A 21,878-nucleotide genomic window follows, 5' to 3' on the forward strand; every position below is an offset into this window, starting at 1 on the left:
AGACGCTTGGCCAGCGACAGGTGACAACGATCCGCCCGGAGCCACATCAACATCGACGCTCTGACTATTCACTATAGCGAGTAAACACCCAGTCCCGGTCGGACACCTTAACTTCGTGATAGGCGGAGCAGGCTTGGTACTGGGCCTCATCGGTAGGCTAGCAGCTGAGAAATCGTCCGAACCCCCAGCCTCAGGATTTGGTAAAGCGTTTGCTGTCCCTGACCATGATTAGCACCGTCGTCGCGGGGCCGGCCACTGTGGCGGACGCTAATTCGGCCGAGGGCGTGCGATTCCACCCCAGCTTCACAAGCGTCGATCCGTCGACGATAATTCCGAACGCGGTTTTGTCGTGTCCCTGACTGCCAGTTTCCAGCGCAGGCACTTCTCGTGAACTGGAATGGGGGTTTTTATATCCTGCTTGTTGGAACAGATACGGAACGCTAAAGGCCGGGGAAAGGAGTTTTGCACGTGGCGACGCTGTTCTTTTCCTATTCCCATCGCGACGAGGCGTTGCGCGACGAGTTGCAGACGCAACTGGCGATGCTCCAACGTCAGGGCATCATCGAGACATGGCATGATCGGAAGATCGAGCCGGGAACCGCGTTCGACAAGGTCATCGGCGCGCATGTCGAAGAGGATGATATCCTTCTCCTTCTCGTGAGCCCTGATTTTCTCGCCTCGGATTATTGCTACGAAGTCGAGATGATGCGCGCCATGGAGCGCCACGAAGCAGGCGAAGCCGTGGTGCTTCCCGTCATTCTACGGGCCTGCGATTGGAAACATGCGCCGTTCGGCAAGCTCCTTGCCGTTCCCACCGATGGCAAGCCGGTGACGCTCTGGCCTGACCGTGACCAGGCATTTCTCGAGGTTGCCAACGCCATTCGCACCGCGGCGGCGTCGCTTGCGCCGCAAATGGCTACACGTGAAAGCCCGGCGATGCGGTCGGTTTTGCCGTCGGGGAGAAGCGCCGTCGTGCCCGAGGCGCCGCGGTCGAGTAATCTGGCACTCGCCAAGACATTTTCCGACCGCGACAAGGATGAGTTCCTGCACCGTGCCTTCGATTATATGGTGCGGTTTTTCGAAACATCGCTCGACGAACTAGGACGGCGCAATCAGGGAATCGAGGGAAGTGTCCGCCGTATCGATGCCGATCGGTTTTTTGCGACGATTTATCGCGATGGCGCGGCGGCGGCGCGCTGCACGATTTTCATGGGCGGCATGCTGGGCCGGGCAATTCATTTCCTCGAAGGCCAGACGAGCGATACCAACAGCTTTAGCGAATGCCTCCATGTCGAGGCCGACGATCAAAGCTGCTTTCTTCGCGCGATGAGTATGAACGTCGGCCGTGACCCCGCCGCGAAGCTCACTTTCGAGGGGGCGTCGGAGATGTTTTGGGCGGCCTTCATCCGGCCGCTGCAGCGCTAGGGAGATCGAGCGATGCTGCGAGGAATTGTCGGCGTCGTTTATCCCGCCGCGCTAAAACCGGGACAATTTTATGTTCGGTCCGATTATGCTGGCGGGCGCTGGCTCGCGCTCTGCGTCGGAGCGGCGGCAGGCGATGGCCGGGCGCCGGATCGCTGGGAACCCGTTTTCGACCGTCCCGATCAGAGCGGGCCGTTTCTTCAGCTTCCAAGTGACAGCGAACCCGTCGCATTGCTGCCCCCTGTGGCCGTGCGCGTGGATCCCGTCGCCGCAGCGGCCAGCCCCTATATCGGGCAGTCTTTCAAGGGGCAACTCCTCGTGGCGGGCCATTCTTGCTTCGTCATCGCTCCGTTCGAGCGCGGGATTGGCCGAGCCACGATCGACCTCGCCAGCGGCATGCAGGCCGCCACATCGCTGCCCGATGGATGGCTCGGCTTTTCGGACTGGTCGTTGGTGGTTGGCGACGGCGACGAGGAAAAAATCCTGATGCGATATGGCGGTTCGGACTGACCCGTGCCCGGTCGTCAGCCGTAGAAAGCGGGGACGGCTCGCGGTTCATTCCGGCGGCCGCCAATAGCGCGCTTCGATAGCGCGCGGTTGCGCATCCGGGGTGTCGAAACGCCGCTCCCTGGCCGAAATGCCCAGGTGGCGGTGAAAGAGCGCGACATAGTCGGGATCGTCGGCGAGATCGGGTGCGAACGCATCGAGCCGCTTGCCGACTTCGATCGTGGCGCCGCCGGTCGAGACCACCGGGATAATCGCGGCCTCTGGCTGAAGCTCCCGGAACAGGTCATATTCGTCGATGATCCCGCTCATGCCGCCGATGAAGACGGCGGCGGCGAAGCGATGCTCGCTGAACATCCGTCGACGCATATGCAGCAAGCTTTGCGCGCGATCGCCGGCGATATCGTCGGTGAGCGTGACATTGCCGAACCGTGCGTTGTCTTGCGGAAACTGGTCTTTGAAATGGCGTGACTGATAGAGCCCGACCCAACGTCCGTAATCGAGGTCCAAGTCTTCGGCGATGACCCAGATCATCGGCGTGATCGCAGGATGGCCGCCCCAGATCAGCGGACGGCGTCCGAGCGTGACATAGACTAGCGCCGAGACCGCGGCGGTAATCGCCACCGTGTCGGCGGTCGCGGCATATTCGGGACCGCGCCGCGGATCGGGGACGCCGGCGGACAGGAAAATTGCGTCCATTTTCAAGCCTCCCATCCTGCCAGTTCCCAACCGGCGTCGGACACCTTGATCGCGCGCACGGCCGCAATCTGTTCGTCGAGCCACTTCAGATGCGCCGTCCAGGCCTGCCGGATTCCAATATGGTCGTAAACGAGCACCGGTATGCCCTGCTGCTCGGCGCGCCGCGCCTTTTCTACCACATCGTTCAAAATTTCAGCGGTCGGGATTCCGACGATCGGATAGGCCCAGACCTTGCGTTGATCGAGCAGGCGCACCGCGATTGCCCGATGCGCGCCGATTCCCTCCACCTCGGCCCCAATCTTCACAATGTCGGCCCTGAGCTTGCCAGTGATCGACATGAAGCGCGCGGCAATGCTCCGGCTGCGCAAATCCTCGACCCGCAGCAAGATCGCATCGGCGGCGGTATCGACGATCGGACCGTCGGAACCCGTCAGTTCGTCAGCATCGAGGTAGACCGTCTCGGCAAGGTCCGTCATGCGGTTCGGCTCGAGCCCTGGCCATATGACACGGAGGACATGGATTTCCTTGGCACGGGCACGGCCAATTTCCTGCCGGGTCCAGCGGCTCTCGAAATAGGTCGGTGTGTCGAGCATGACCATGACATCCGAGTCGACAAGGCGGTGCCACAACACTTCCTGGAAGGGATCGCCGGGTCGAATGTCGTGCGTGTCGAGAAAGACGTCGAACCCGCGTGCCGACAACAGGTCATGGAGTTGCAGCGCTGCGGCGCGCGCCTCGGTACGGCGGTAGCTCACGAAGACACGCCGCTGCTGACGAAGCAGGCCGATGCATTCGAGGAGCGCTGCTGCGAGCTCGCGCATCGGTTCGTCGTCACCCCGCCGGCGAAGCCCGTTCGCCGACTGGAGGAAATCGGGAATGCAGGTGCCAAATTCCTGGGTTGGCCCCACGGTCGGGATCACGGGCGCGCTTTGCGCAACGAGCATCCGCGCCGCTTCGACATCGCTTGCGGGGACGCCCCCGAAATAGGCAGCAACGAAGGCGGCGCGGGGGTTGCGCCCGGCCACGCTAGCGCCGTCGTGAAGGATCAGCTCGCGACCGATTTCTATCCCGAAATCGCCGACGAGCGTGGCAATCGCGCGGACAAGCGCAGCTCGCTCGGCCTCGGTGGGCGAACCGAGAATGGCGAGTTCGTAATGGCTCATTGCGGTCTCTCCTCGCGTCAAAAGGGAACGCATGCCAACCGCATCATTGCGGCGCCTCTGGACGACGGAAGTCCTTTAGATGGCGTTCGGCATAGCCGTCGATATCCCACGCGACGGGATGGATCAGCGCGTTTTTCGGTGGGCGCCGGCGACGGAAAAGATTGAGGCGGCGTGTCGTTCGCTGGGTCTTGTTGTCCCAGCGCTTCTTGGGAAGAAATTCTGCCGGCCACCAATAGAAGGGCATGCGGTGAATTTCAGCCTTCGGCGAGGCGGGCGTGAAATGGCTCCCCTCGCTCTCGCCGAGTATGTCGGCAAGGCGGTCTTTATCGATGCCAAGCCCTTTCGCCGCGGCTTCGTCGGCCATCCAGCGGAGCGAATATTTGCTGAGGCCGGATGCCGATTCGGCATGACCCCCGCCGACGTCGCAATGATCGCCCGGAAACCACATTTCCGCACAATCCTGCCGGGCGTGCGGGCGGAAGCGGTTTGTCCTGAAAAAGGCCCGCTTCTCGTCGAGCGCAATCGCATGCCGGATATGCGCGATATCCGGATTGGCGCCCGTATAGGGTAGCGCCACGGGTGTTCCGATCCAGCCGACCGAACTCACCGTATCCCAAACGCCAACAAAATGGGGCTTGCATTCGGCCATCGAGAGATTGGCCTTGAAACGCCTAGCGAGCGTCATGACCGTGTCGAACGCTGCGCCTTCGGCCCCATTGGCGCGCCAGAACATCTTGATCGCATAGGGTAGAAGCGCCTCGTTGCCGGGCATCGGAACGCCGTAAGTGGAGAGCAGGGCAGCGAGGATACGGACGGTATAGGCGCCGCGGCTGAATCCGAACAGGAAGAGCTGGTCGCCTGGCCGCCAATGGTTCATGATGAACACATAGGCGTCGCGCAGGTCGTCTTTGATCCCATAGCCGAACGCCATGCCCCCAACCCGCGCCAGAAAATTGCCGACGGGAAGCGGGAAACCGGGCGACGCGCGCGTTCCAAGGCCCGGCTGATAATAGACATGCTGCGTCTCGAAGTCCTTTTCGAGTGCGTAGACCAGGCGTGCGACATTGGTTTGGTGTTTTGCCGGCTGGTTCGACGTGCCGTCGCAGCAGACAATGACGTTACGCGGCCGCTTGCCCTCCACAGGCCCTCTCCCTGATTTTCGAGACCGGCACGATAGCTCATGGCCGCGCGCTGCAAAGCGCAATCTTCCCCGATATGCTATTTATCGGTAGCGTGCGCCCGCCCCGGCAATCCTTACCAAAGCCGATGCGATAATGTTTGACAGCCGGGTACGGCCCTCGCACCTTCGAGCATGTTCGGCGTGTCGCGTGTTCGCGCCGCATCGATGCTCGCGCGGCCGTGACGGGAGGGGACATGATCATTCTGGGTCGCGAGGTGGTCAACAGCCTCGTTCTTGGTCCCGACGCTGATGGGCGTCTCGTGCAGGATTCGCCGGTCCGCAGCGACGTCTGGGCGGGCTATGCCGGGGCGCCAGGCGAAGCGCTCGATCTCCTGGTCGAGGCCTATCGCGACACGCCCACCGGGCTTGTCGCGGCGCGCATCGCCGCGCGACTTTACGATACGCCCGAGCGCCCCGGCTTCGGCGACGCCGGCCATCGGCTCGGCTACGGCCTGTCCTTCGTCGAAGGTCTTGTGGCGGCCCGCCTGCGCATCAAGGAACTTGCCTATTCGCTGCTGCCTTTCACCCGCTGGGCACGGTCGCTTGGTCTCGCTGCCGACGATGGTGTCGCAGCGCGCGTGGAGGAGCGCGTCGCGCGGCAACTGCACGAGCTGCGCCGCAGACGCGGTTGGGAAAGCGCGACCATCGAGACGCCTCCCGGGATCGAACGTCTCGCCGCGACGCTGCGCGTGCTGGCATCGCTGCTATGGGCCGAAGGCGCCGAGGCCGCCGACGCTGCCGAAATCGGGACGCCCGCCGACTTTTATCGCCGCGCCGACATTGAGGCGATCGCGGCGCTTGCCGGCGAGATTGGCGAGCATCTGGTGCGGCTGCGCCCCATCGGCCTAGGCAGCGATTATGATATATTCGCGGTATCGCTGAACCGCCCGGTCGAGCTCGCGATCGACCGCTCGGTGCCGGCGATCAAGGGCGACGCGGCCGCGACGCTTTTTTCTGTGAACTGCGAGCGGCTTGCCTGGGCGGTCCTCGACACGGGGATCGATGCGAGCCATCCCGCCTTCAAGGATTTGCGCGATCCGCCAAACAGCCGGGTCGTTGCCACCTATGATTTTACGCAGCTTCGCCGCGCCGTGCTCGTCGATCATCTTTATAATGGCGACATCCTCCGCGACAATGCGCAGTTCCTCGCCGAAAGCAGCGGCCTGCCGCTCGGCTTGGTCATAAAAGATCTGTTATCGCTCGCGCAGGACGCACGCGAGCGTAGGCCCATCGACTGGATGCGCGCCGAGAAATATGTTCTCGAGGCCTCGCCCGGCGTGCCGGCGCACCCGCACGGTACGCATGTCGCGGGGATCATCGGCGGCGGCTGGGATGCGGCCGACTTCGCAGGCGGGGCACCGACTGCGCAGCGCGGGGTGTGTCCCGATATCCGTCTCTATGATTTCCGTGTCGTGACCGGAGGCGGCGGCGATAGCGAATTTGCGCTCGTCGGCGCCTTGCAGTTCATCCGTTATCTCAACGCAAGATCCTATCACACCGAAATTCATGGCGCCAATATCAGCCTCTCGATTCGCCACGATGTGCGTAATTATGCATGCGGCCGAACCCCTGTTTGCGAAGAGGCGAGCAAGCTCGTTGCTTCGGGTGTGGTCGTCGTTGCGGCCGCCGGCAATCACGGCTTTCAAAGTTACCATCTTAGCGATGGCGGCGCGTTCGAATCCTACGCACCGTCGAGTATCACCGACCCGGGCAACGCCGAGGCGGTGATCACCGTCGGTGCAACGCATCGCACCTCGCCCCACAGCTATGGCGTCAGCTTCTTCTCGAGCCGCGGGCCCACGGGCGACGGTCGCCAGAAACCTGATCTGGTCGCGCCCGGGGAGAAAATATGGAGCATGATCCCCGGCCCGAGCGAGGACGCTCTCAGCGGCACGAGCATGGCCGCGCCGCACGTCAGCGGCGCGGCGGCGATGCTGATGGCGCGCAACCCCGAGTTCCTCGGCCGCGCCGCCGAGATCAAGGCGATCCTGTGCGAAAGCTGCACCGATCTCGGACGCGAGCGCAGTTTCCAGGGGGCGGGCATGCTCGATATCTTGCGCGCAATGCAGCGGGTCTAGGGTGGTGAGGTTGCGGTTGCGAAAAGGGAGAGGGGGAAAATATGGAACTCGAGGTCCTGCCTGCCGCCAAGGGCGATTGCCTGCTCCTCCACCATGAGGAGAATGGACATAAGCGCCTGATCCTGATCGACGGCGGTCCCGCTGGCGTTTACAAACAGTCGCTCAAGCCGCGCTTGCTCGAACTACGCAAGGAGCGGATCGCCGAAGGCGCGATCGGCAAGTCCGATCCGCTCGTCATCGACCTCATAATCGTTAGCCACATCGATGATGACCATATCAACGGCATCGAGGCGCTCTTCGACGATATCGCGGCGCAGGGGGGCACGCATAAGCCCGATTTTCGGGTCGATCGCCTGTGGCACAACAGCTTTCTGAGTCTCGTCGACACCAAAAGCGGTGACGTTGCCGCGCTCGCCGGGGCGGGCGATGCCATCATCGCCAGCCTCGGCGCCATAGCGCCCGAGGCCACGAAGGAGGGCGCCGAGGACCTCGGAATGGTGCTTGCGAGCATTGCCCAAGGCTATAATTTGCTTACCCAGGCCAAGGCGCTCGGCATCGCGATTAACCCCGAATTTAAGGGTAAAGCGATCGAGGCGCATAGCGCCGCGCCGCTCGACATCGACGGGCTGTCGATCCGGCTTCTCGGCCCGCGAAAGACCGAACTCGACGCTTTGCGAAAGGATTTCGCAGCCTGGCTCAAGGCGCGGAACAAGGGCCAAGCGACCCCTGCATCGCTGCTCGCGAGCTTCACCGACACGTCGGTCGCCAATTTGTCGAGCATTGTCCTCCTCGTCGAAAAGGAGAAAAAGCGATTCCTTCTCACCGGCGACGCACGCGGCGACAAGATGATGGAAGCGGCCGCAGCCTTCGGTCTCGCCAGCAAGTCGCAACCCTTGTCGGTCAACATTTTCAAGGTGCCGCATCACGGCAGCGACCGAAACAACAGCGCCGAATGCTTTGCGATGTTCCCGGCCGAGCACTACGTCTTTTCGGGCGACGGCAAGCATGAAAATCCCGACCGCGAAACATTCGAATATCTGGCGGTGGCGCGCGCCGGCGCAAAGACGATCGTCGAGCTGACATATCCGCCCGCCGACATCGACAAGGTGCGCGCGCAGGAATGGGAGAAGAAGCACAAGCCCCGCCTGTTCGATCCCGCGACGCAAGGCGTCGCGCCCTATTTGTCGAAACAGAAGAATTTCGTTGTTCGCCATCCGCCGCCCCGCTGATCCTAACATGGAGTCGTAGATGCCCGACAAAAAGCTTCGCGTGATGATATCGAGCCGCTGCAACGACCCGTTTCCCGAGGGCGGGTCGCCGCTCAGCGATTTGCGCCGCGCAGCGAAGCGCGAACTCGAAGCCGTGCGCCTCTTCGGGAAACCGATGTTCGAGGTTTGGATCAACGAGGATGCCCCGCCCGGCGACGCCGCGGGCGATTCGATCGACATTTGCCTCGGTCAGGTCGACGAAGCCGACATCGTCGTTGTGCTGAGCAATGGGAACGCCGGCTGGGCGGCGGGAGCATCGGATATCGGCATCTGCCATGCCGAATTGATGCGCGGCGTGGCAACGACGGCGGGCAAGGTTCGCCTCGTTGCGCTCCCCGACATCGCCGACAATCCTAAAGATCCTTCGCAGATCGCGCGCAATGCGCGGTTCCGAGAGTATCTCCAGACCCAGAACTTCTTTCGTGGCGGTTCGGTACGAACCCGCGACGACGCCCTCGAGCGGATTCGCGAAGCCGTCTTCGACGCAGTTCAATCACTCGCGCGCTTGGGCGTGCGCGAGGCGCGCAAGGGCAAGTTCCACACCGGCGAGGCGCTGCAGTGGAGCAGTCTCAACTTTCGCGATCGCCAGGCGCTAATGGTCGACACGCTCGCCGACTGTTTTGCCGCGCGGCCTGGTGGCAAGCGCGCGGGAAACCGCGTCGAATTACCGGTCGCGGGAAAAGCCGTGCTGTTCGCGGTCCACGCGATCCCGGCGGCTTTAACAATTGCCGCGGCGCGCGAGCTCGTCGGCCAACCGTTTTTACGCGACTTCGAATATGAGGCGGCGCTCGCAGCCGCGGCGGGCCCCGTTCATGTGATCGGTTGCCAGAAAGGTGCCACCGAAAGCCAAGCGATCGCGATGCTTGGCTTTCCCGACGCGACGGTGGTGGCGGCGCCCTTCGGTGTCTATGCCGCCGACCCCCTGCAAAAAGTGCAGTTTCTCTTTCTGCAGAATTGCCGCGACCGAACAACGACCCGCTTTAGCGCCCAACGCTTTTTCGATTGGATCGACCAGTCTGGCGAAGCGGCGGCGCTGCTTGCCTGCGCCCAATCGCGGCGGCGGATCGTCAAAGCCATCGCAGGCGAGCAACCATCAGGCTCTCGTTGATCGCGAGGGGCAAAACGATTGTTCCCCTAAAGCGATGCGATTTCGACGCCATGCTCAGTGTCGCCTGGTTGCCAAGCTTTGAGCCTTCTTCCTTCGGAAAAATTCACCCTTCGATAGAGATCGAGATATTCGTTGCCATGGATTCCCCCTCCGTCCCTAGTCGCGGCGACGAAGATTCGGTCCGATTGCTTGACGCCATCGGCGTAGCCGATTTCCCAAGGGCACCAGCGTGACTTCATGGCATTGGGCGTCGCCAGAAACATGAAATAGGTCGATTGCTTGATCCGTCGCTGGATATTCTCGGCGGTTTTGCGGTTTGGACGCGGCGGCATGTCATGGTCCATCCAGTCGACATAGGCGTCCCAGCCGGCATCATTCAGCAGCTGGACGAAGCCTTTGACATATTGCTCGTCCTTGTGGCTGTGGCAGAGAAAGACAGTCTTGGCGTTTCGGGTCCGCGCTTCCTCGACCATGGCCTTGGTGACATGGACCCGAAAGCGCGTGGAGGCTTCGGTAAGCGTCGACAGATCAATCGCCATTGCTAGCGGCCCGCTGCCTTGGCGGCCGCCTCGATCCATGCGGGCATATTGTGATACCCGTCGTCGCCCACCCAGCTGTAGGTCGGATAGATTTTCGAAAAAGCGGTTTTGATGCCGCCGCGGTCGATGCTCCAGTGGTCGAGCGGATTGCGCCCCGGCACATCGATACCCGTCTGCGGGTCTTTCACGCCGAACAGGTCGATCGCGAGCAGTCCCTTGCCCAGCTCGTAGCTGCGCTTGATCTCGTGCTTGACCCAAGGGCGATCATAGGTCTGGGCACCAAACAGCACAACCGTCACCGACGTGCCCTTGAGCTGCTGCTCGATCCAGTTTTCGATACCGCCCGCGCGCCGCTTCGCTTCCTCGAACTCGGCCTTGTCGTAGAAGGGCTGCGCTTCGCCCTCGGGCCTGACGACCCAGCTCTGCCGAACTTGCTGAATGCGGCGCACATCGCGCGCATAGTGAAAACTGAAAAATACCCGACGTGCCATGTCGCCCCCACTATTTTTACGCGCCACCGAATGACCAGATAGCGATCCGCGTCAGCCTTCAAGGGGCCGATGATAGCGATATGGACCGCTCGCCGACAGCATCAATGGAGCCTTTAAGTCAAATTATATCCGATTGGGAGATAGTTCGGGCGCCGACAATTTCCAGGGATGTCGCTGCGCCCATCCGCGCCAATGCGAAAAAGGGGATGGCGAGACGTTCGACCAGGTCGCCATCATCACATCGATGGATGGAGCCGCCGGCTGCAACATTCAGGCGTCTCGCGCCAAGGACGCGACCAGGGCTCTAGGCCGGTGGCGGCGGCGCCGTCCCCGGGCCGCGTTGCGGCGTCCTGGCCATTCGGTGACGATCTCCTGGCGGGTGGGCCGTCGGCCCCACGCGGCCCGCGCGCAACCGCGCGGCGCTCTTGTCGGCCCTTCCCTCCGTCGTGGCGCTGGGGTAGCGCACAGCCTTGGGCGTGGCCCGGCGCGTCGCAAGCCAGCCTTAGCCGCGCTACGGCCCTTGCCACCCCATCGCGGCTCCGACGGGGCCCCGGCGGCGCGTCCATCGCGCCTCGCTGGCCGCGCCCCTCGGTACATTTGGTCGCGCTGCTAAGCGCTGAAGTGGGACACAAGCATCGAAACCAAAGCTTCGTGTCTCCTCCAGTGAATGGCCGCTTTTGGGAACAGCGTAATCAGGATCTAAACGACCAATATCAGGCGCAAATCGGACGCCGCCGCCATCGCCTCCCCTGCTGTTCTCAAGCCACAGCCCAGACTTGGTTGATCACTTTCGCTGCCAGCGCAATTTTGTTCTCCGGCAGAAACCGCCCGTAATGCTGGGCGACCACATCTGCGGTATCTTGAATTGCATAGCCCGCCTGCTCGTACGATCCGGTTTCTTTGAGGATATGCGTGGCAAGAACATCGCGCACATTATGAGGCCCATGCGGCAACAATCCCTCAATCGCTCCACGCTTGGTATAGGGGTTGAAAATCCCATAGCGCTGAATGGTCAGCCGCCATGCTTCATAGAATGCAGACTGGCTGTATGCGGCTTCTCGGCTGGTGGATTTTACCGTCTTCACAAAGAAGTTGCCGGGATCCGGAGCACCGTTGAGCAGAACCGGGCGATGTATCCGGATATATCTATCAATAAAGCGATAGAGATCTCCAACGTCCGGCAGCAGCAGCCGATACGGCCGCTTCGCGAAGAAAGAGGAATTCGCGTTCTTGAAGGCCGCAGCGGGGATGAGCACCTCCCACCCCTTCTCCTTGGTGCTCCAGCGCAGTTCGCCGCACCTCTGCGCTTCAAGCTGGCGCTCCGACCTCGGAGTCCCGCCACGCGGACAAAGGAGCAGTTCCCGCATGTTTCGTTGTCGGATGCCCAAATGCAGCCCGAGCCGGATCAAGAGCAACGAACGCATGGCTTCGGCTGCCGGACGAGGATAGCGCCCCGCAGACGGCATCAACCGTACAATCTCCTCCGCGATCCGCCGATACTCGCCGATGGGGCTATCCGCCTCCAGCTCGACCATAATCGGTTCGAACGTATCGCGATGGACCTTTGCGACACGCTGAATCTCTTTCGCTCGGACCATGCCGTGAGAGTAGAAGGCCTCGCAAACCCCGTCCCAATCCGATTGCGCAGCTTGGATGTCCGCTTCCGACACCAACCCGGGGATCTGGCGCAGCCTATGCGCCAGATCCGGTCGCTGCCGGAGCCAGCCGGTGTCCGCGCGGGTCATCGCCAACCCAAGCTGCACCATGTTGACTTCCCAGATAGTAAAGAAGCCGCGCCGCCGCTCTCGCCATCTTACGTACCAGTCCCAGACGGCAGGAAAAACCAGCAGAGCGACGCTGAGCTTGGCGAGTGGCACGCCCAAACCAGCGACTGCCCCGTCGGGCGACGCGGCGAGCGCGCCGAATAGCAGTCCAAGATGATCGACTTTTTGAAGCGCGGTCTGCTCATTCCAGACGCCGTTGCGCTGATAACCGATCTCGGTAAGCGTCGCCGTCTTGAATTGAATGAGATGTGCGACTTCCTCCGCCAACGCTCGCGGGGCATCGCGCGATGTCGACACGAGTTCGAGTTCGATGTCATCCAGTTCGCCGAGGTCGAACTCTTCGGCAGGCTCAACCGGGACCTGCGGCCGAATGTTGTTCAGATCCGGGAAGCGAAGCGCATAACGTTGCCGCATGGCCATGGCCTGATAGCGACGATAGTCGGTGGCGCCGGAAATAATGACCTTCCGTACCCAGTCCAAAATCTCGCGGCGCTCGCGAAGGGGGCGCCTGTCAAAATCATTGGGCAGATGCCAGGCCATCCGGCGGCGTTCCGCCACACTCATCTCGCCGAGTTTGGTATGCCCGCTCCCCGCTCGCCCGGTATGCGGAAGCTTGGCGGCGAAGTAACCGGCCGGAAGGCGATAGCGCGTCTCGATGCGGCTCAGAATTTCCAGGCTTGTAACGGATCGCGGTACCTTTGTGCCAGCGACCCAATGCACGATGGTCTTCCGGTCGATACGGTCCTTTGGTCCAATAATCGCTTTATGCAGATGCCACGCGGTGTCGCCGTGCCGCTCCATATGCAGCGCCAGCGCCTCGTGGAATATGTCCCGATCGCCCCACATGGTCGAGTTCGGCTCGGGAAACTCCACGATAGCGCGCGGCTTGGGACCGCGTTTCTTATTTGGTTGGGCCGGGAGCACTGGTGCTTTGGAAATTCGCTTGCGACGGCTCTTGGGAATCATGAAATGGATGCGATCCTGTAATCAGTTACGGCGTGGGGTTGGGCTCCTTACAGGAACAAAATGATTTCGGAAGCTCAATGGGCCGAGTGCGGATGATCGATAGAAGGTGCTTCTATCGATCATAAAATACCGCTATCGTGATCGATAGAAGGGCTCGGTATCGATCATGCAGTGGAATTGGCAACAAGCAGACTGGCCGTCATTCCGTTATTCCCCTTCCCTCCTCCAGGATGTGGAGGCCAGTTTCCTAAAGGGAGCCGGCGTTGTCATCGGCGCACTACATCACGTCGATCAGGAAGCGCGGCAGGGTTTAACGCTGGACCTCATCTCTCAGGAAACGATCGAGAGCTCAGCGATCGAGGGTGAGATTCTGGATCGCGCAAGCGTGCAGTCGTCCCTCGCCCGCCACTTGGGCCTGACTGCTGAAAAACGGCGCGTCGGCAATGCCGAGGCGGGCGCCGCCGAGCTCATGGCGGACCTGTTTCAACGCTACGCAATGCCCTTGAACGACGAGCTTCTGTTCAACTGGCACGCAATGCTGATGAACGGCAGGCGCGATATCGTCGACGTCGGGCGTTATCGAACGCATGAGGATGCGATGCAGATCGTTTCGGGCCCTCTCCATGCGCCGCGCGTCCACTTCGAAGCACCGCCCTCATCTGAGGTCGCGGGGGAGATGAAAGCCTTCATTGCCTGGTTCAACGATAGCGCACCGGACGGGAGGAAGCCGCTCGGCCCCGTCTTGCGCGCTGGCATTGCTCATCTCTGGTTCGAAAGCATCCACCCCTTTGAGGACGGCAATGGACGTATCGGGAGAGCGATCGCGGAAAAGGCTCTCGCGCAAGCCCTGAACGCGCCCACACTGACCGCTCTGGCCAAAACCATCCATCGGCATCGCAAAGACTATTACGCCGCTCTTCATAGAGGGAGCCGCGATCTCGGGATCGACGACTGGTTGAACTGGTTCGGAGCGATCGTGCTGGAAGCGCAGGAACGCACCCTGCTCGAGGTTCGCTTTTTGATCGGAAAGACACGCCTGTTCGACAGCATCCAAGGGCAAATCAACGAACGACAGGAGAAAGCTATCCTACGCATATTCGCGGAAGGCCCTGATGGCTTCACAGGTGGATTGAGTGCTCGCAACTATCAAACGATCACCGGCGCCGCTCCTGCGACGGCTACGCGCGATCTAACAAAGCTGGTCGAGCTCGGAGCGCTTTACCGAACGGGTGAGCATCGCCATGCTCGCTATCACCTCAAGTTCTTGGCTGAGGTCATCTGAAGAACGATTTACCGCACAGGCATTTGGCCATATGTGGCCAATAAATCTGCGACATACGGACAATCTATCCCTATCATTTCAGGCCCTGACCGTGTGAGAAATAACGGGGCCGACGACCTAAAAACCTTTGGCCTGTTTGCCGTTTACGTGTGGGAGGCCCCAACGAAAACGGAAAGAATAAAAAGACACAAGATCAATATTTTAGAAGAACCAATGACTCTTAATCAGCGGGTCCTAGGTTCGAGCCCTAAAAAAAGTGCGTCCACCATTTTTCCTTTGGAAATCGACGGCACCCTCATCGATCGAACCGTGAGCCCGGCTACGAAGTGGGCCAGCCATCCTATAGTGTCCGTCATTGGCCGTATAGCGGACCGGTAACTTTCGGAAGCAAGCTCGAAATAGCGGCTATAACTGCCGAGCCCTACCCGATGCCCGAATTGGCGGCATAGACCGTCCGCATTTAGGGCCATGGCTCATGCATCAGAGCCGGAAGTTCGAGGTTTGCAGCGAGCGCGAAGGGTGAGCAGAAAGCCGATCCACGAGCCGCAATAAAGGGACAAATCGACAGGATAGTCGAGCATGCCGGCGGAGCTGGCTGATGACGTGGGCACTGGACCGGAGCAAATGATCGCCGGCGCCGCTGACGGGTTCGGTGACTTCTTGAGTTTGCGACTGTCTGCGCGTGTGAAAGTTCCCACGCGCGCCATTGCAGTTCCATTCATGTCCCGATCTTCACCGCTACTCTGCGGCGCAGGGGGCCTGCCCAGCCCTTCTGCGGAGACGGCCCGAATCGGGCCCGTCCAATGCTGGCGGGAGGCTGCGGCATTTTTACCGGTTCTTGCGCCCCTCGATCAGTCCGTCAACGAGGCTGGGGTCGGCGAGGGTCGAGGTGTCGCCGAGCGATCCGAAATCATTTTCGGCGATCTTGCGCAGGATGCGGCGCATGATCTTGCCCGAGCGGGTCAGCGAAGCGGATTGGGCAAGCGCCATGTCCCTTGCACAGGACCGCTTCGGCGGCCTGGACATATTGGTCAACAACGCCGGCCTCTTCCTGATGAAATCGCTCGCGGATACCACCCTCGACGATTGGCGGCGCATCCATACCGTCAATGTCGAAGGGGTATTCCTCGGCTGTCGCTATGCGGCCCCTCTTCTCGCGGAACGGGCCAGCCTTTGGGCCGCCGGTGGTTCGATCATAAACCTGTCTTCGGTCGCCGGGCTGATCGGTTCGCCGAACACCAGCTGCTACAATGCGTCCAAGGGCGCCGTTCGCCTGTTCACCAAGGGGGTCGCCATTGAACTCGCCAGCCAAGGCATCCGCGTCAATTCGGTCCACCCCGGCGTCATTGACACGGTGATGGGCAGCGAACTGGTGGCGGGATTCTCCGATCGGCTCGGTGTCGTCGAGAGCGACGCCCGCGTCGCGGTAGGCGGACTGCACCCGCTCGGCCGCTTCGGACGCGATGCCGATGTCGCCGCCGCGGTTGCCTTTCTCGCTTCGGACGACGCCGCTTTCATGACCGGCTCGGAAATGGTCGTCGATGGCGGCATGACGGCCCAATAAGATTCGGCGGCCGGCTCCGCATTGCGGGACCGGCCGTCGACCATCATCATCAGCCAGTCGGTCTTCAGTCGCGATTGACGTCGACAACAGTTCGGCCGCGAATTTCCCCGGCCAGGATACGCGGCGCGCGCTCGATCACATCGGACAGCCCGATCTCCTCGACCATCGCCTCCAGCTTCGCTACGTCGAGATCGGTCGCGAGGCGCGCCCACGCCTCTTCGCGCGCCGCCATCGGCTGCATGACGCTGTCGACGCCCGACAAGGTGATGTCGCGCAGAATGAATGGAAACATCGTCGCGGGAAAGTCGATCCCATGCGCAAGCCCCGTGGCAGCGACCACGCCGCCATAACGAATGCCTGCGATGACATTGACCAGCGTATGACTGCCCGCCGTATCGATGGCGCCCGCCCAGCGCTGCCGCTGCATGGGTTCGCCGGGTGCCGCCAGTTCGGCCCGGTCGAGGATTTCCGCGGCGCCGAGCGATTTCAGATAATCCGCCTCGCTCATCCGGCCCGTTGCGGCGACGACCCGATAGCCGAGCTTGCTGAGCAGCGCGACCGCCACGCCGCCGACGCCGCCGCTCGCCCCGGTGACCAGAATATCGCCATCGTCGGGAAGAACCCCCAGCCTTTCCAGGCGGAGCACGCAAAGCATTGCCGTATATCCCGCTGTGCCGATGGCGGCGGCTTGGAACGGCGAAACATTGTCGGGCAGACGAACCAGCCAGTCGCCTTCCACCCGTACCCGCTGAGCAAGCCCGCCAAGATGGCGCTCGCCAAGACCGAACCCGTTGGCGACAACCCGGTCACCCTGCTGCCATCGCGGGTCCTCGCTATCAGCGACAACTCCCGCAAAATCGATGCCGGGGATCATCGGGAATTTGGTCACGAGCGACCGCTCGCCGGTGATCAACAGTCCGTCCTTATAGTTCATCGTCGAATATTCCACATCGACGACGACGTTGCCAACGGACAAAAGCCCGTCGTCGATCTCACGCAACGCGGCGACATGCTTATCATTTTCGCGCTCGATCAATATCGCTTTGGTCACGAACATTCCTTCTCGTAAGGGTGACGCCGGTCACCCCGGCCGTGGAATTCAAGGTTCGAACCCGATCGCACGCTCGTTCATCGCCATCTGAGCAACGAATGGAATGCCCTCCCCGGCCACACACTTATCCCTTTTCGCCATGGCAGCGATATTCGCGCCGGCGCCAGGCTACCAGTTTTGCCGCAGCCAAACGTCGGACGCGTCGGGGTGAGACCGGAAGAGTAAGAGAAGATCCCAACCGGCAGCTTTTGGGCCGCGTTCGGAAGGCCTGTTACGAGCAAGTTCCAGGCGCCTTGTCGCCGCAGATCCGTCCGACGCCCGCTTTCCGAGATCCGCTTAGGCCATCATCTGAACCGCGAACGCAGCGGCCGGCGACATACAATGAGGGGATGGGCCCCACAGCGTGACACCGACACCATTACGACCTATCTTGTGCCATGCTTAACATGGGCCAGTGCGACACCATGGGGCCGCAGCATATCACCCTGCACATCATCGGAATGTAGCCAACCAGCTCCAGCGGGCAGAGATATTCGCTTTGCCGTTTCACCGTGGTTGACGGCGATGATGAAGCGTTCGGCACCGCGCGCGCGCGTCATGAACTCGACACCGTCGACCGGCGTCATCAAGGGACGCGGCACGGCGGCCTCCGTGATCATCCAACGGGTAAAGCGGCCCTGCCCCTGCTGATCGAGAATGGCGCCAAGGTAGGCGATGCTGCCTCGTCCAACCTTTCGTCGCAGGAGGGCGGGCTGCCCCGAAAGCCAACCCTGATCGCTGCCGAAACGCCCCAGCACCTTAGTGTCGTCGGCGACGGGTTCGAGCACCTCGCCCCATATATGCGCAGTGGTGTCGCCAAATATCGCCGACATTGCAACTGGGCCGTCCAGCGGATAATAATAACCGACACGTCCGCCAAGCGAGGTCCCCAGCGGTCCGGGCTGGCGCATCGGCCACAGTGCGTTGTCGCCGTCCTTCATTCCCGATCGGGGACCGAGGACCAGATGGCCTCCCCGCTCGACATAAGCCTTCAGCCGTTCCGCGGTGTCGCCCGACAAGATATTGAGATTCGGCGCCACGACCAGGCGATAGCCTGCAAGATCCGCGTCGGGCGGAAGTACGTCCACTCGATAGCCATCGTCGGCGAACGGGCGATACCAGTCCGTGATCGTTGCGACGGGATCATAGTCGCGACTGTGCCGCTCCGCCTCGATCGCCCAACGGCTTTCCTGCGAGTAGAGCAGAGCGACCTCGGCTTTCTCGGGCTGCGTATCTTTCAACCACCGTGACATCGCCGCCATTTCGCGTGCCGTCCGCGCAATTTCATCGAAGACCGGCATCGGCTGCCCGTCGGGACCGACAAGCGTACCATGATATTGCTCCTGCCCGTTCAATGCGCTGCGCCACTGCCAGTAGAGGATCGCATCGGCGCCACGGCCGACCGCCTGCCACGCCAGTTCGCGCGTCTGGCCGGGGTCGAGCGATCGATTGAGCGCCCCCCAGTCAACGCGGCCGGGCTGGGTTTCCATGATCCAGAAATTGCGCTGCCTGTACCCACGAACGACGTCATGATGCAGGGCATTCGCGGTCCAGTCAGGACGGCCGTTCGGAACATAATCATCCCATGCGGCGAGATCGAGGCCGCGATGAACAAGATACTGGTCGAAATTATTGTTCCATGCGGTCGAGTTGGTGGTAACGAACTGCCGCCTGTCCGCGTGGGTGCGGATCGCGGCCGCCTGCTCGTCGACATATTCCGCCCAGAGGAAACTGGCGAACCGTTTGAAGTCGAGCAGCAGTGCCGGGTTCTGCGGTCCTTTCGACTTCAGCGGCACTTGATCGAAGCGCTGGTATCGCTGGCTCCAGTAATCGGTCGTCCAGCGCCGATTGAGTTCCTCGACCGTACCATAGCGCGCAGTGAGCCACCTCGCCCACCGTGCCTTCGCCTCGCGATCGAACGAAGGTACGCCAATCTCATTGTCGATCTGCCAACCCACCACGTCAGGGTTGCGCCCGTAACGCCGCGCCATCTCTCCCGCTATGCGCACCGTATAACGGCGATAGGTCGCGCTGGCGAAAGAGAACTGGCGGCGTTCGCCGTGCCCCTCGACGCTACCGTCCTCGTTGACCCGAAGCACGTCGGGATGCGCCTCGGTCAGCCAGACCGGCGGCGCGGCGGTCGGTGTGCCGAGCACGACGCGAATGCCATGGCGCCCGGCAAGCGCCACCGCGCGATCGATCCAGCCGAAATCGAATTCGCCATCGCGCGGTTCGAGCCGCGCCCAGGCGAACTCGCCGAGCCGCACGACCGAAACGCCCGCCCGCCGCATCAATGCGAGGTCCGCTTCCCATTGGCTTTCCGGCCATTGTTCGGGGTACCAGGAAACGCCGATCGAGAGCGGCGCGGCTTCGAAGGGTGCCAGCGTGGGGGCCGTCGTGGACAGTGTCTTCGCATGAAGAGGCTGCGTGGCCGGAAAGGTCAGAAGCACAATCATAACCAGCGCAAGAAATCCGCCCGCGCGCGGCGGAAATGGCTTCGACAATAGCCTCATATTGCCCGATTCCCTTCGCCTTCGATCGTAAAATGTGCTTCGAGTTCGGTTGCCGAACTGCCACCGACGTAAAGCGTGAAACTTCCCGGTTCGACTACCGGCCGGAGATCGTGGTCGAGCAACGCGAAATCGCGCGCGCCGAGCGTGAAACGGACCGGCTTTGTTTCGCCGGGCGCGAGCGCGACGCGAGCGAAACGCTTGAGCGCCTTCAATGGTCGCGTCGTGCTGGCGACATCGTCGCGCAGATAGAGCTGGACGACCTCCTCGACCGCATGCGCGCCCGCATTATGAACGGAAAAGCCTACCTGCAGCACGCCATCCGAAGCCAACCGCTCGCTCGACAACTCCAACCCCGCATAGCGCACCGGCGAATAGCCGAGACCATGTCCGAACGGATAAAGCGGAGTCCACGGCGCATCCACATATTTGGCGCTGTTCCGTTCGCTTTCGCTAGCCGGTCGCCCCGTGCTGCGTCGGTCATAATGGATGGGGATCTGACCCACGGCCCGCGGGAAGCTCATCGGTAGACGACCCGAGGGACTGACGTCGCCGAACAGGATGTCGGCGAGCGCGTGCCCCGCTTCGACGCCCGGATACCAGGCCCATAATATCGCGGGTGCGCGGTGTGCGAGGGTGTTGATGGTGAGCGGTCGGCCGGCGAAGATCACGACCGCGACAGGCTTTTCCAGCGCAAGGATCGTGTCGGCCATCGCCTGTTGGTCGGGCGCGAGGTCGAGCGCGACCCGGCTGCGCGCTTCGCCGCTCTCGTCCCAATGCTCGCCGATGCACAGGACGACGGCGTCGGCGCCGCGCGCGGCGTCCAGCGCCGCATCGCCGCCCGCAGCGCCGAAGATTTTCACCCTCGGGCCGAGCGCCGCCTTCACGCCTTCGAGCGGCGTGATCGCATCGCCGGCGACGCCCGTGGGGGCCCAGCTTCCGAGCATCGAGCGACGATCGTCGGCGAGCGGTCCGATGACCGCCACCGACCGCAGCGCTTTCGATAGAGGCAGGATATTGCCCTCGTTCTGCAACAGCACCATGCTCTTGCGCGCCAGATCGCGCGCGGCAGCACGATGCGCGGGGCGAAGCGTCTGGCGTTTGGCCCGCGCCGGGTTGCAGTTGCGATAGGGGTCGTCGAACAATCCCAGCACCGCCTTGGCCGACAGGATGCGGCGCACCGCCGCGTCGATACGTGCGACATCGACCTTCCCGCGCCGCGCCGCGCCCGGCAACGTATTGACATAGATGCCGCTCACCATGTCGACATCGATGCCCGCCTCCAGCGCGAGGATTCCGGCCGCCTCGTCGTTCGCTGCGACGCCGTGCGCCACGAGTTCGCGGACGCCCGAGTAATCGCTGACGATCAGGCCGTCGAAATGCCAGTCGCCGCGCAGTACGCCCGTCAGGAGATCGCGATTGGCGTGCATCGGTACGCCGTTGACCTCGTTGAACGCGACCATGACACTCGCGGCGCCGGCCGCGATCGCATCCCGGAAGGGAGGATAATAATATTCGGCGAGCCTTCGGTCGGATACATCGGCGACATCATAGTCGCGCCCGCCTTCGGCATCGCCATATGCGACGAAATGCTTGGCCGTCGCCAGCATCGCATCGGGGTCCGACAGACTCCGTCCCTGGAATCCCCGCACACGCGCCTCGGCAAAGCGGCAAGCGAGCTCGACATCCTCGCCCGCGCCTTCGACGACGCGGCCCCATCGCGGATCGCGCGCCATGTCGACCATGGGAGCATAGGTCCAGTGGAGGCCGTTGGCGGTCGCCTCGATCGCCGCGATCCGCGCCGCCGCTTCGGCCGCCGCCAGGTCGAAGCTCGCCGCTTCGCCGATCGGCACTGGAAAGATGGTGCGGAATCCGTGGATCACATCGTCGGCAAAGAGCAGCGGAATGCCGAGACGGGTTTCTTCGACCGCGATCCGCTGGAGGCGCCGGGTCGTTTCGGCGCCATAGACGCTCAGAAACGAGCCGACCCGGCCGGCACGGACATCGGCTTCGCTTCCAGCTGGCACGAAGGGGCCCGTGTCGTTCCGCTCGCCGCGCGCCTGAGCGAGCTGGCCAAGCTTTTCGTCGAGGGTCATGCGGGCCAGCAGCGCGTCCACGTCGGCCGCTGCGATGCGCGGTGCGGCGCGCGCACCGGCGCTCGACAGGATGGCTCCCGCGATCGCGCTCGCCTGCAGGAAATCGCGGCGGCTGACGCAGCCCTGCATATTAC

17 protein-coding genes are annotated in these 21,878 nt (G+C 62.3%); 7 read left to right on the plus strand and 10 right to left on the minus strand.

What is annotated here, in order from left to right; genetic code table 11:
• The first annotated feature begins 468 nt into the window (after window positions 1–468).
• Window positions 469–1,425: a toll/interleukin-1 receptor domain-containing protein gene (locus JHC57_RS00575; protein WP_215353409.1), complete on the plus strand. Its 957-nt coding sequence runs from the start codon at window positions 469–471 to the stop codon at window positions 1,423–1,425.
• 12 nt (window positions 1,426–1,437) lie between these two features.
• Window positions 1,438–1,932, plus strand: coding sequence for a hypothetical protein (locus JHC57_RS00580; RefSeq protein WP_215353410.1), 495 nt, complete (start codon window positions 1,438–1,440; stop codon window positions 1,930–1,932).
• A gap of 45 nt (window positions 1,933–1,977) precedes the next feature.
• On the opposite strand, the gene JHC57_RS00585 is transcribed toward JHC57_RS00580, so the two are convergent.
• From JHC57_RS00585 to JHC57_RS00595, 3 genes are read right to left on the minus strand one after another with little or no spacing between them, the layout of a single operon-like run.
• Window positions 1,978–2,625, minus strand: coding sequence for a hypothetical protein (locus tag JHC57_RS00585; protein WP_215353411.1), 648 nt, complete (start codon window positions 2,623–2,625; stop codon window positions 1,978–1,980).
• 2 nt (window positions 2,626–2,627) lie between these two features.
• Window positions 2,628–3,788: a toll/interleukin-1 receptor domain-containing protein gene (locus JHC57_RS00590; protein WP_215353412.1), complete on the minus strand. Its 1,161-nt coding sequence runs from the start codon at window positions 3,786–3,788 to the stop codon at window positions 2,628–2,630.
• A gap of 43 nt (window positions 3,789–3,831) precedes the next feature.
• Window positions 3,832–4,929 carry a DUF2235 domain-containing protein gene (locus JHC57_RS00595; protein WP_215353413.1) on the minus strand — a complete coding sequence of 366 codons (1,098 nt, stop codon included), beginning with the start codon at window positions 4,927–4,929 and terminating at the stop codon, window positions 3,832–3,834.
• A 233-nt stretch (window positions 4,930–5,162) separates the two neighbouring features.
• On the opposite strand from JHC57_RS00595, the gene JHC57_RS00600 reads away from it, so the two are divergent.
• Genes JHC57_RS00600 through JHC57_RS00610 form a run of 3 tightly spaced genes read left to right on the plus strand, consistent with a single transcriptional unit; the run spans window position 5,163 to window position 9,422 of the window.
• Entirely contained in the window at window positions 5,163–7,046 is a 1,884-nt protein-coding gene (locus tag JHC57_RS00600) for a S8 family serine peptidase (protein ID WP_294027781.1), read from the plus strand.
• Window positions 7,047–7,087: 41 nt separating this feature from the next.
• The gene (locus tag JHC57_RS00605; RefSeq protein WP_215353415.1) at window positions 7,088–8,275 is read left to right on the plus strand and encodes a hypothetical protein; all 1,188 of its coding nucleotides are present in this window, start codon (window positions 7,088–7,090) and stop codon (window positions 8,273–8,275) included.
• A 19-nt stretch (window positions 8,276–8,294) separates the two neighbouring features.
• A complete protein-coding gene (locus JHC57_RS00610) occupies window positions 8,295–9,422 on the plus strand; it encodes a hypothetical protein (RefSeq protein WP_294027783.1) in 1,128 nt (375 codons plus the stop codon).
• A gap of 26 nt (window positions 9,423–9,448) precedes the next feature.
• On the opposite strand, the gene JHC57_RS00615 is transcribed toward JHC57_RS00610, so the two are convergent.
• From JHC57_RS00615 to JHC57_RS00625, 3 genes are all read right to left on the minus strand, one after another.
• Entirely contained in the window at window positions 9,449–9,961 is a 513-nt protein-coding gene (locus JHC57_RS00615; protein WP_215353417.1) for a toll/interleukin-1 receptor domain-containing protein, read from the minus strand.
• Between the two features lie 2 nt (window positions 9,962–9,963).
• Window positions 9,964–10,452, minus strand: a complete 489-nt coding sequence (locus tag JHC57_RS00620) for a TIR domain-containing protein (protein WP_215353418.1) — start codon at window positions 10,450–10,452, stop codon at window positions 9,964–9,966.
• 758 nt (window positions 10,453–11,210) lie between these two features.
• Complete coding sequence (locus JHC57_RS00625) at window positions 11,211–13,202, minus strand: hypothetical protein (RefSeq protein ID WP_058804211.1); 1,992 nt, start codon at window positions 13,200–13,202, stop codon at window positions 11,211–11,213.
• A gap of 166 nt (window positions 13,203–13,368) precedes the next feature.
• On the opposite strand from JHC57_RS00625, the gene JHC57_RS00630 reads away from it, so the two are divergent.
• Complete coding sequence (locus tag JHC57_RS00630; protein ID WP_054588728.1) at window positions 13,369–14,484, plus strand: Fic family protein; 1,116 nt, start codon at window positions 13,369–13,371, stop codon at window positions 14,482–14,484.
• Window positions 14,485–15,312: 828 nt separating this feature from the next.
• Here the strand turns inward: JHC57_RS00630 and JHC57_RS00635 are convergent.
• The gene (locus tag JHC57_RS00635) at window positions 15,313–15,474 is read right to left on the minus strand and encodes a hypothetical protein (RefSeq protein WP_158500099.1); all 162 of its coding nucleotides are present in this window, start codon (window positions 15,472–15,474) and stop codon (window positions 15,313–15,315) included.
• On the opposite strand from JHC57_RS00635, the gene JHC57_RS00640 reads away from it, so the two are divergent.
• Complete coding sequence (locus tag JHC57_RS00640) at window positions 15,473–16,048, plus strand: SDR family oxidoreductase (RefSeq protein ID WP_054588729.1); 576 nt, start codon at window positions 15,473–15,475, stop codon at window positions 16,046–16,048. The two genes, JHC57_RS00635 and JHC57_RS00640, sit on opposite strands and share 2 nt — an antisense overlap.
• Window positions 16,049–16,112: 64 nt before the next feature.
• Here the strand turns inward: JHC57_RS00640 and JHC57_RS00645 are convergent, their stop codons facing one another.
• The 3 genes from JHC57_RS00645 to JHC57_RS00655 all read right to left on the minus strand — a co-directional run bounded on the left by JHC57_RS00645 (window position 16,113) and on the right by JHC57_RS00655 (window position 21,873).
• A complete protein-coding gene (locus JHC57_RS00645) occupies window positions 16,113–17,099 on the minus strand; it encodes an MDR family oxidoreductase (protein WP_054590310.1) in 987 nt (328 codons plus the stop codon).
• 425 nt (window positions 17,100–17,524) lie between these two features.
• Window positions 17,525–19,651 carry a beta-galactosidase gene (locus JHC57_RS00650; protein WP_149037676.1) on the minus strand — a complete coding sequence of 709 codons (2,127 nt, stop codon included), beginning with the start codon at window positions 19,649–19,651 and terminating at the stop codon, window positions 17,525–17,527.
• Complete coding sequence (locus JHC57_RS00655; protein WP_215353421.1) at window positions 19,648–21,873, minus strand: glycoside hydrolase family 3 N-terminal domain-containing protein; 2,226 nt, start codon at window positions 21,871–21,873, stop codon at window positions 19,648–19,650. Before JHC57_RS00655 ends, JHC57_RS00650 begins: the two co-directional genes overlap by 4 nt.
• Between the last annotated feature and the right edge of the window lie 5 nt (window positions 21,874–21,878).

This window comes from Sphingopyxis sp. (genome assembly GCF_016463645.1).
In the GTDB taxonomy this organism is placed as follows: Bacteria; Pseudomonadota; Alphaproteobacteria; order Sphingomonadales; family Sphingomonadaceae; genus Sphingopyxis.

Coding starts and splice junctions, on each gene's coding strand:
- JHC57_RS00580 (WP_215353410.1), top strand. CDS start 1,438: ATGCTGCGAGGAATTGTCGGCGTCGTTTATCCCGCCGCGCTAAAACCG.
- JHC57_RS00585 (WP_215353411.1), bottom strand. CDS start 2,625: ATGGACGCAATTTTCCTGTCCGCCGGCGTCCCCGATCCGCGGCGCGGT.
- JHC57_RS00590 (WP_215353412.1), bottom strand. CDS start 3,788: ATGAGCCATTACGAACTCGCCATTCTCGGTTCGCCCACCGAGGCCGAG.
- JHC57_RS00600 (WP_294027781.1), top strand. CDS start 5,163: ATGATCATTCTGGGTCGCGAGGTGGTCAACAGCCTCGTTCTTGGTCCC.
- JHC57_RS00605 (WP_215353415.1), top strand. CDS start 7,088: ATGGAACTCGAGGTCCTGCCTGCCGCCAAGGGCGATTGCCTGCTCCTC.
- JHC57_RS00610 (WP_294027783.1), top strand. CDS start 8,295: ATGCCCGACAAAAAGCTTCGCGTGATGATATCGAGCCGCTGCAACGAC.
- JHC57_RS00615 (WP_215353417.1), bottom strand. CDS start 9,961: ATGGCGATTGATCTGTCGACGCTTACCGAAGCCTCCACGCGCTTTCGG.
- JHC57_RS00620 (WP_215353418.1), bottom strand. CDS start 10,452: ATGGCACGTCGGGTATTTTTCAGTTTTCACTATGCGCGCGATGTGCGC.
- JHC57_RS00625 (WP_058804211.1), bottom strand. CDS start 13,202: ATGATTCCCAAGAGCCGTCGCAAGCGAATTTCCAAAGCACCAGTGCTC.
- JHC57_RS00630 (WP_054588728.1), top strand. CDS start 13,369: ATGCAGTGGAATTGGCAACAAGCAGACTGGCCGTCATTCCGTTATTCC.
- JHC57_RS00640 (WP_054588729.1), top strand. CDS start 15,473: ATGTCCCTTGCACAGGACCGCTTCGGCGGCCTGGACATATTGGTCAAC.
- JHC57_RS00635 (WP_158500099.1), bottom strand. CDS start 15,474: ATGGCGCTTGCCCAATCCGCTTCGCTGACCCGCTCGGGCAAGATCATG.
- JHC57_RS00650 (WP_149037676.1), bottom strand. CDS start 19,651: ATGAGGCTATTGTCGAAGCCATTTCCGCCGCGCGCGGGCGGATTTCTT.
- JHC57_RS00655 (WP_215353421.1), bottom strand. CDS start 21,873: ATGCAGGGCTGCGTCAGCCGCCGCGATTTCCTGCAGGCGAGCGCGATC.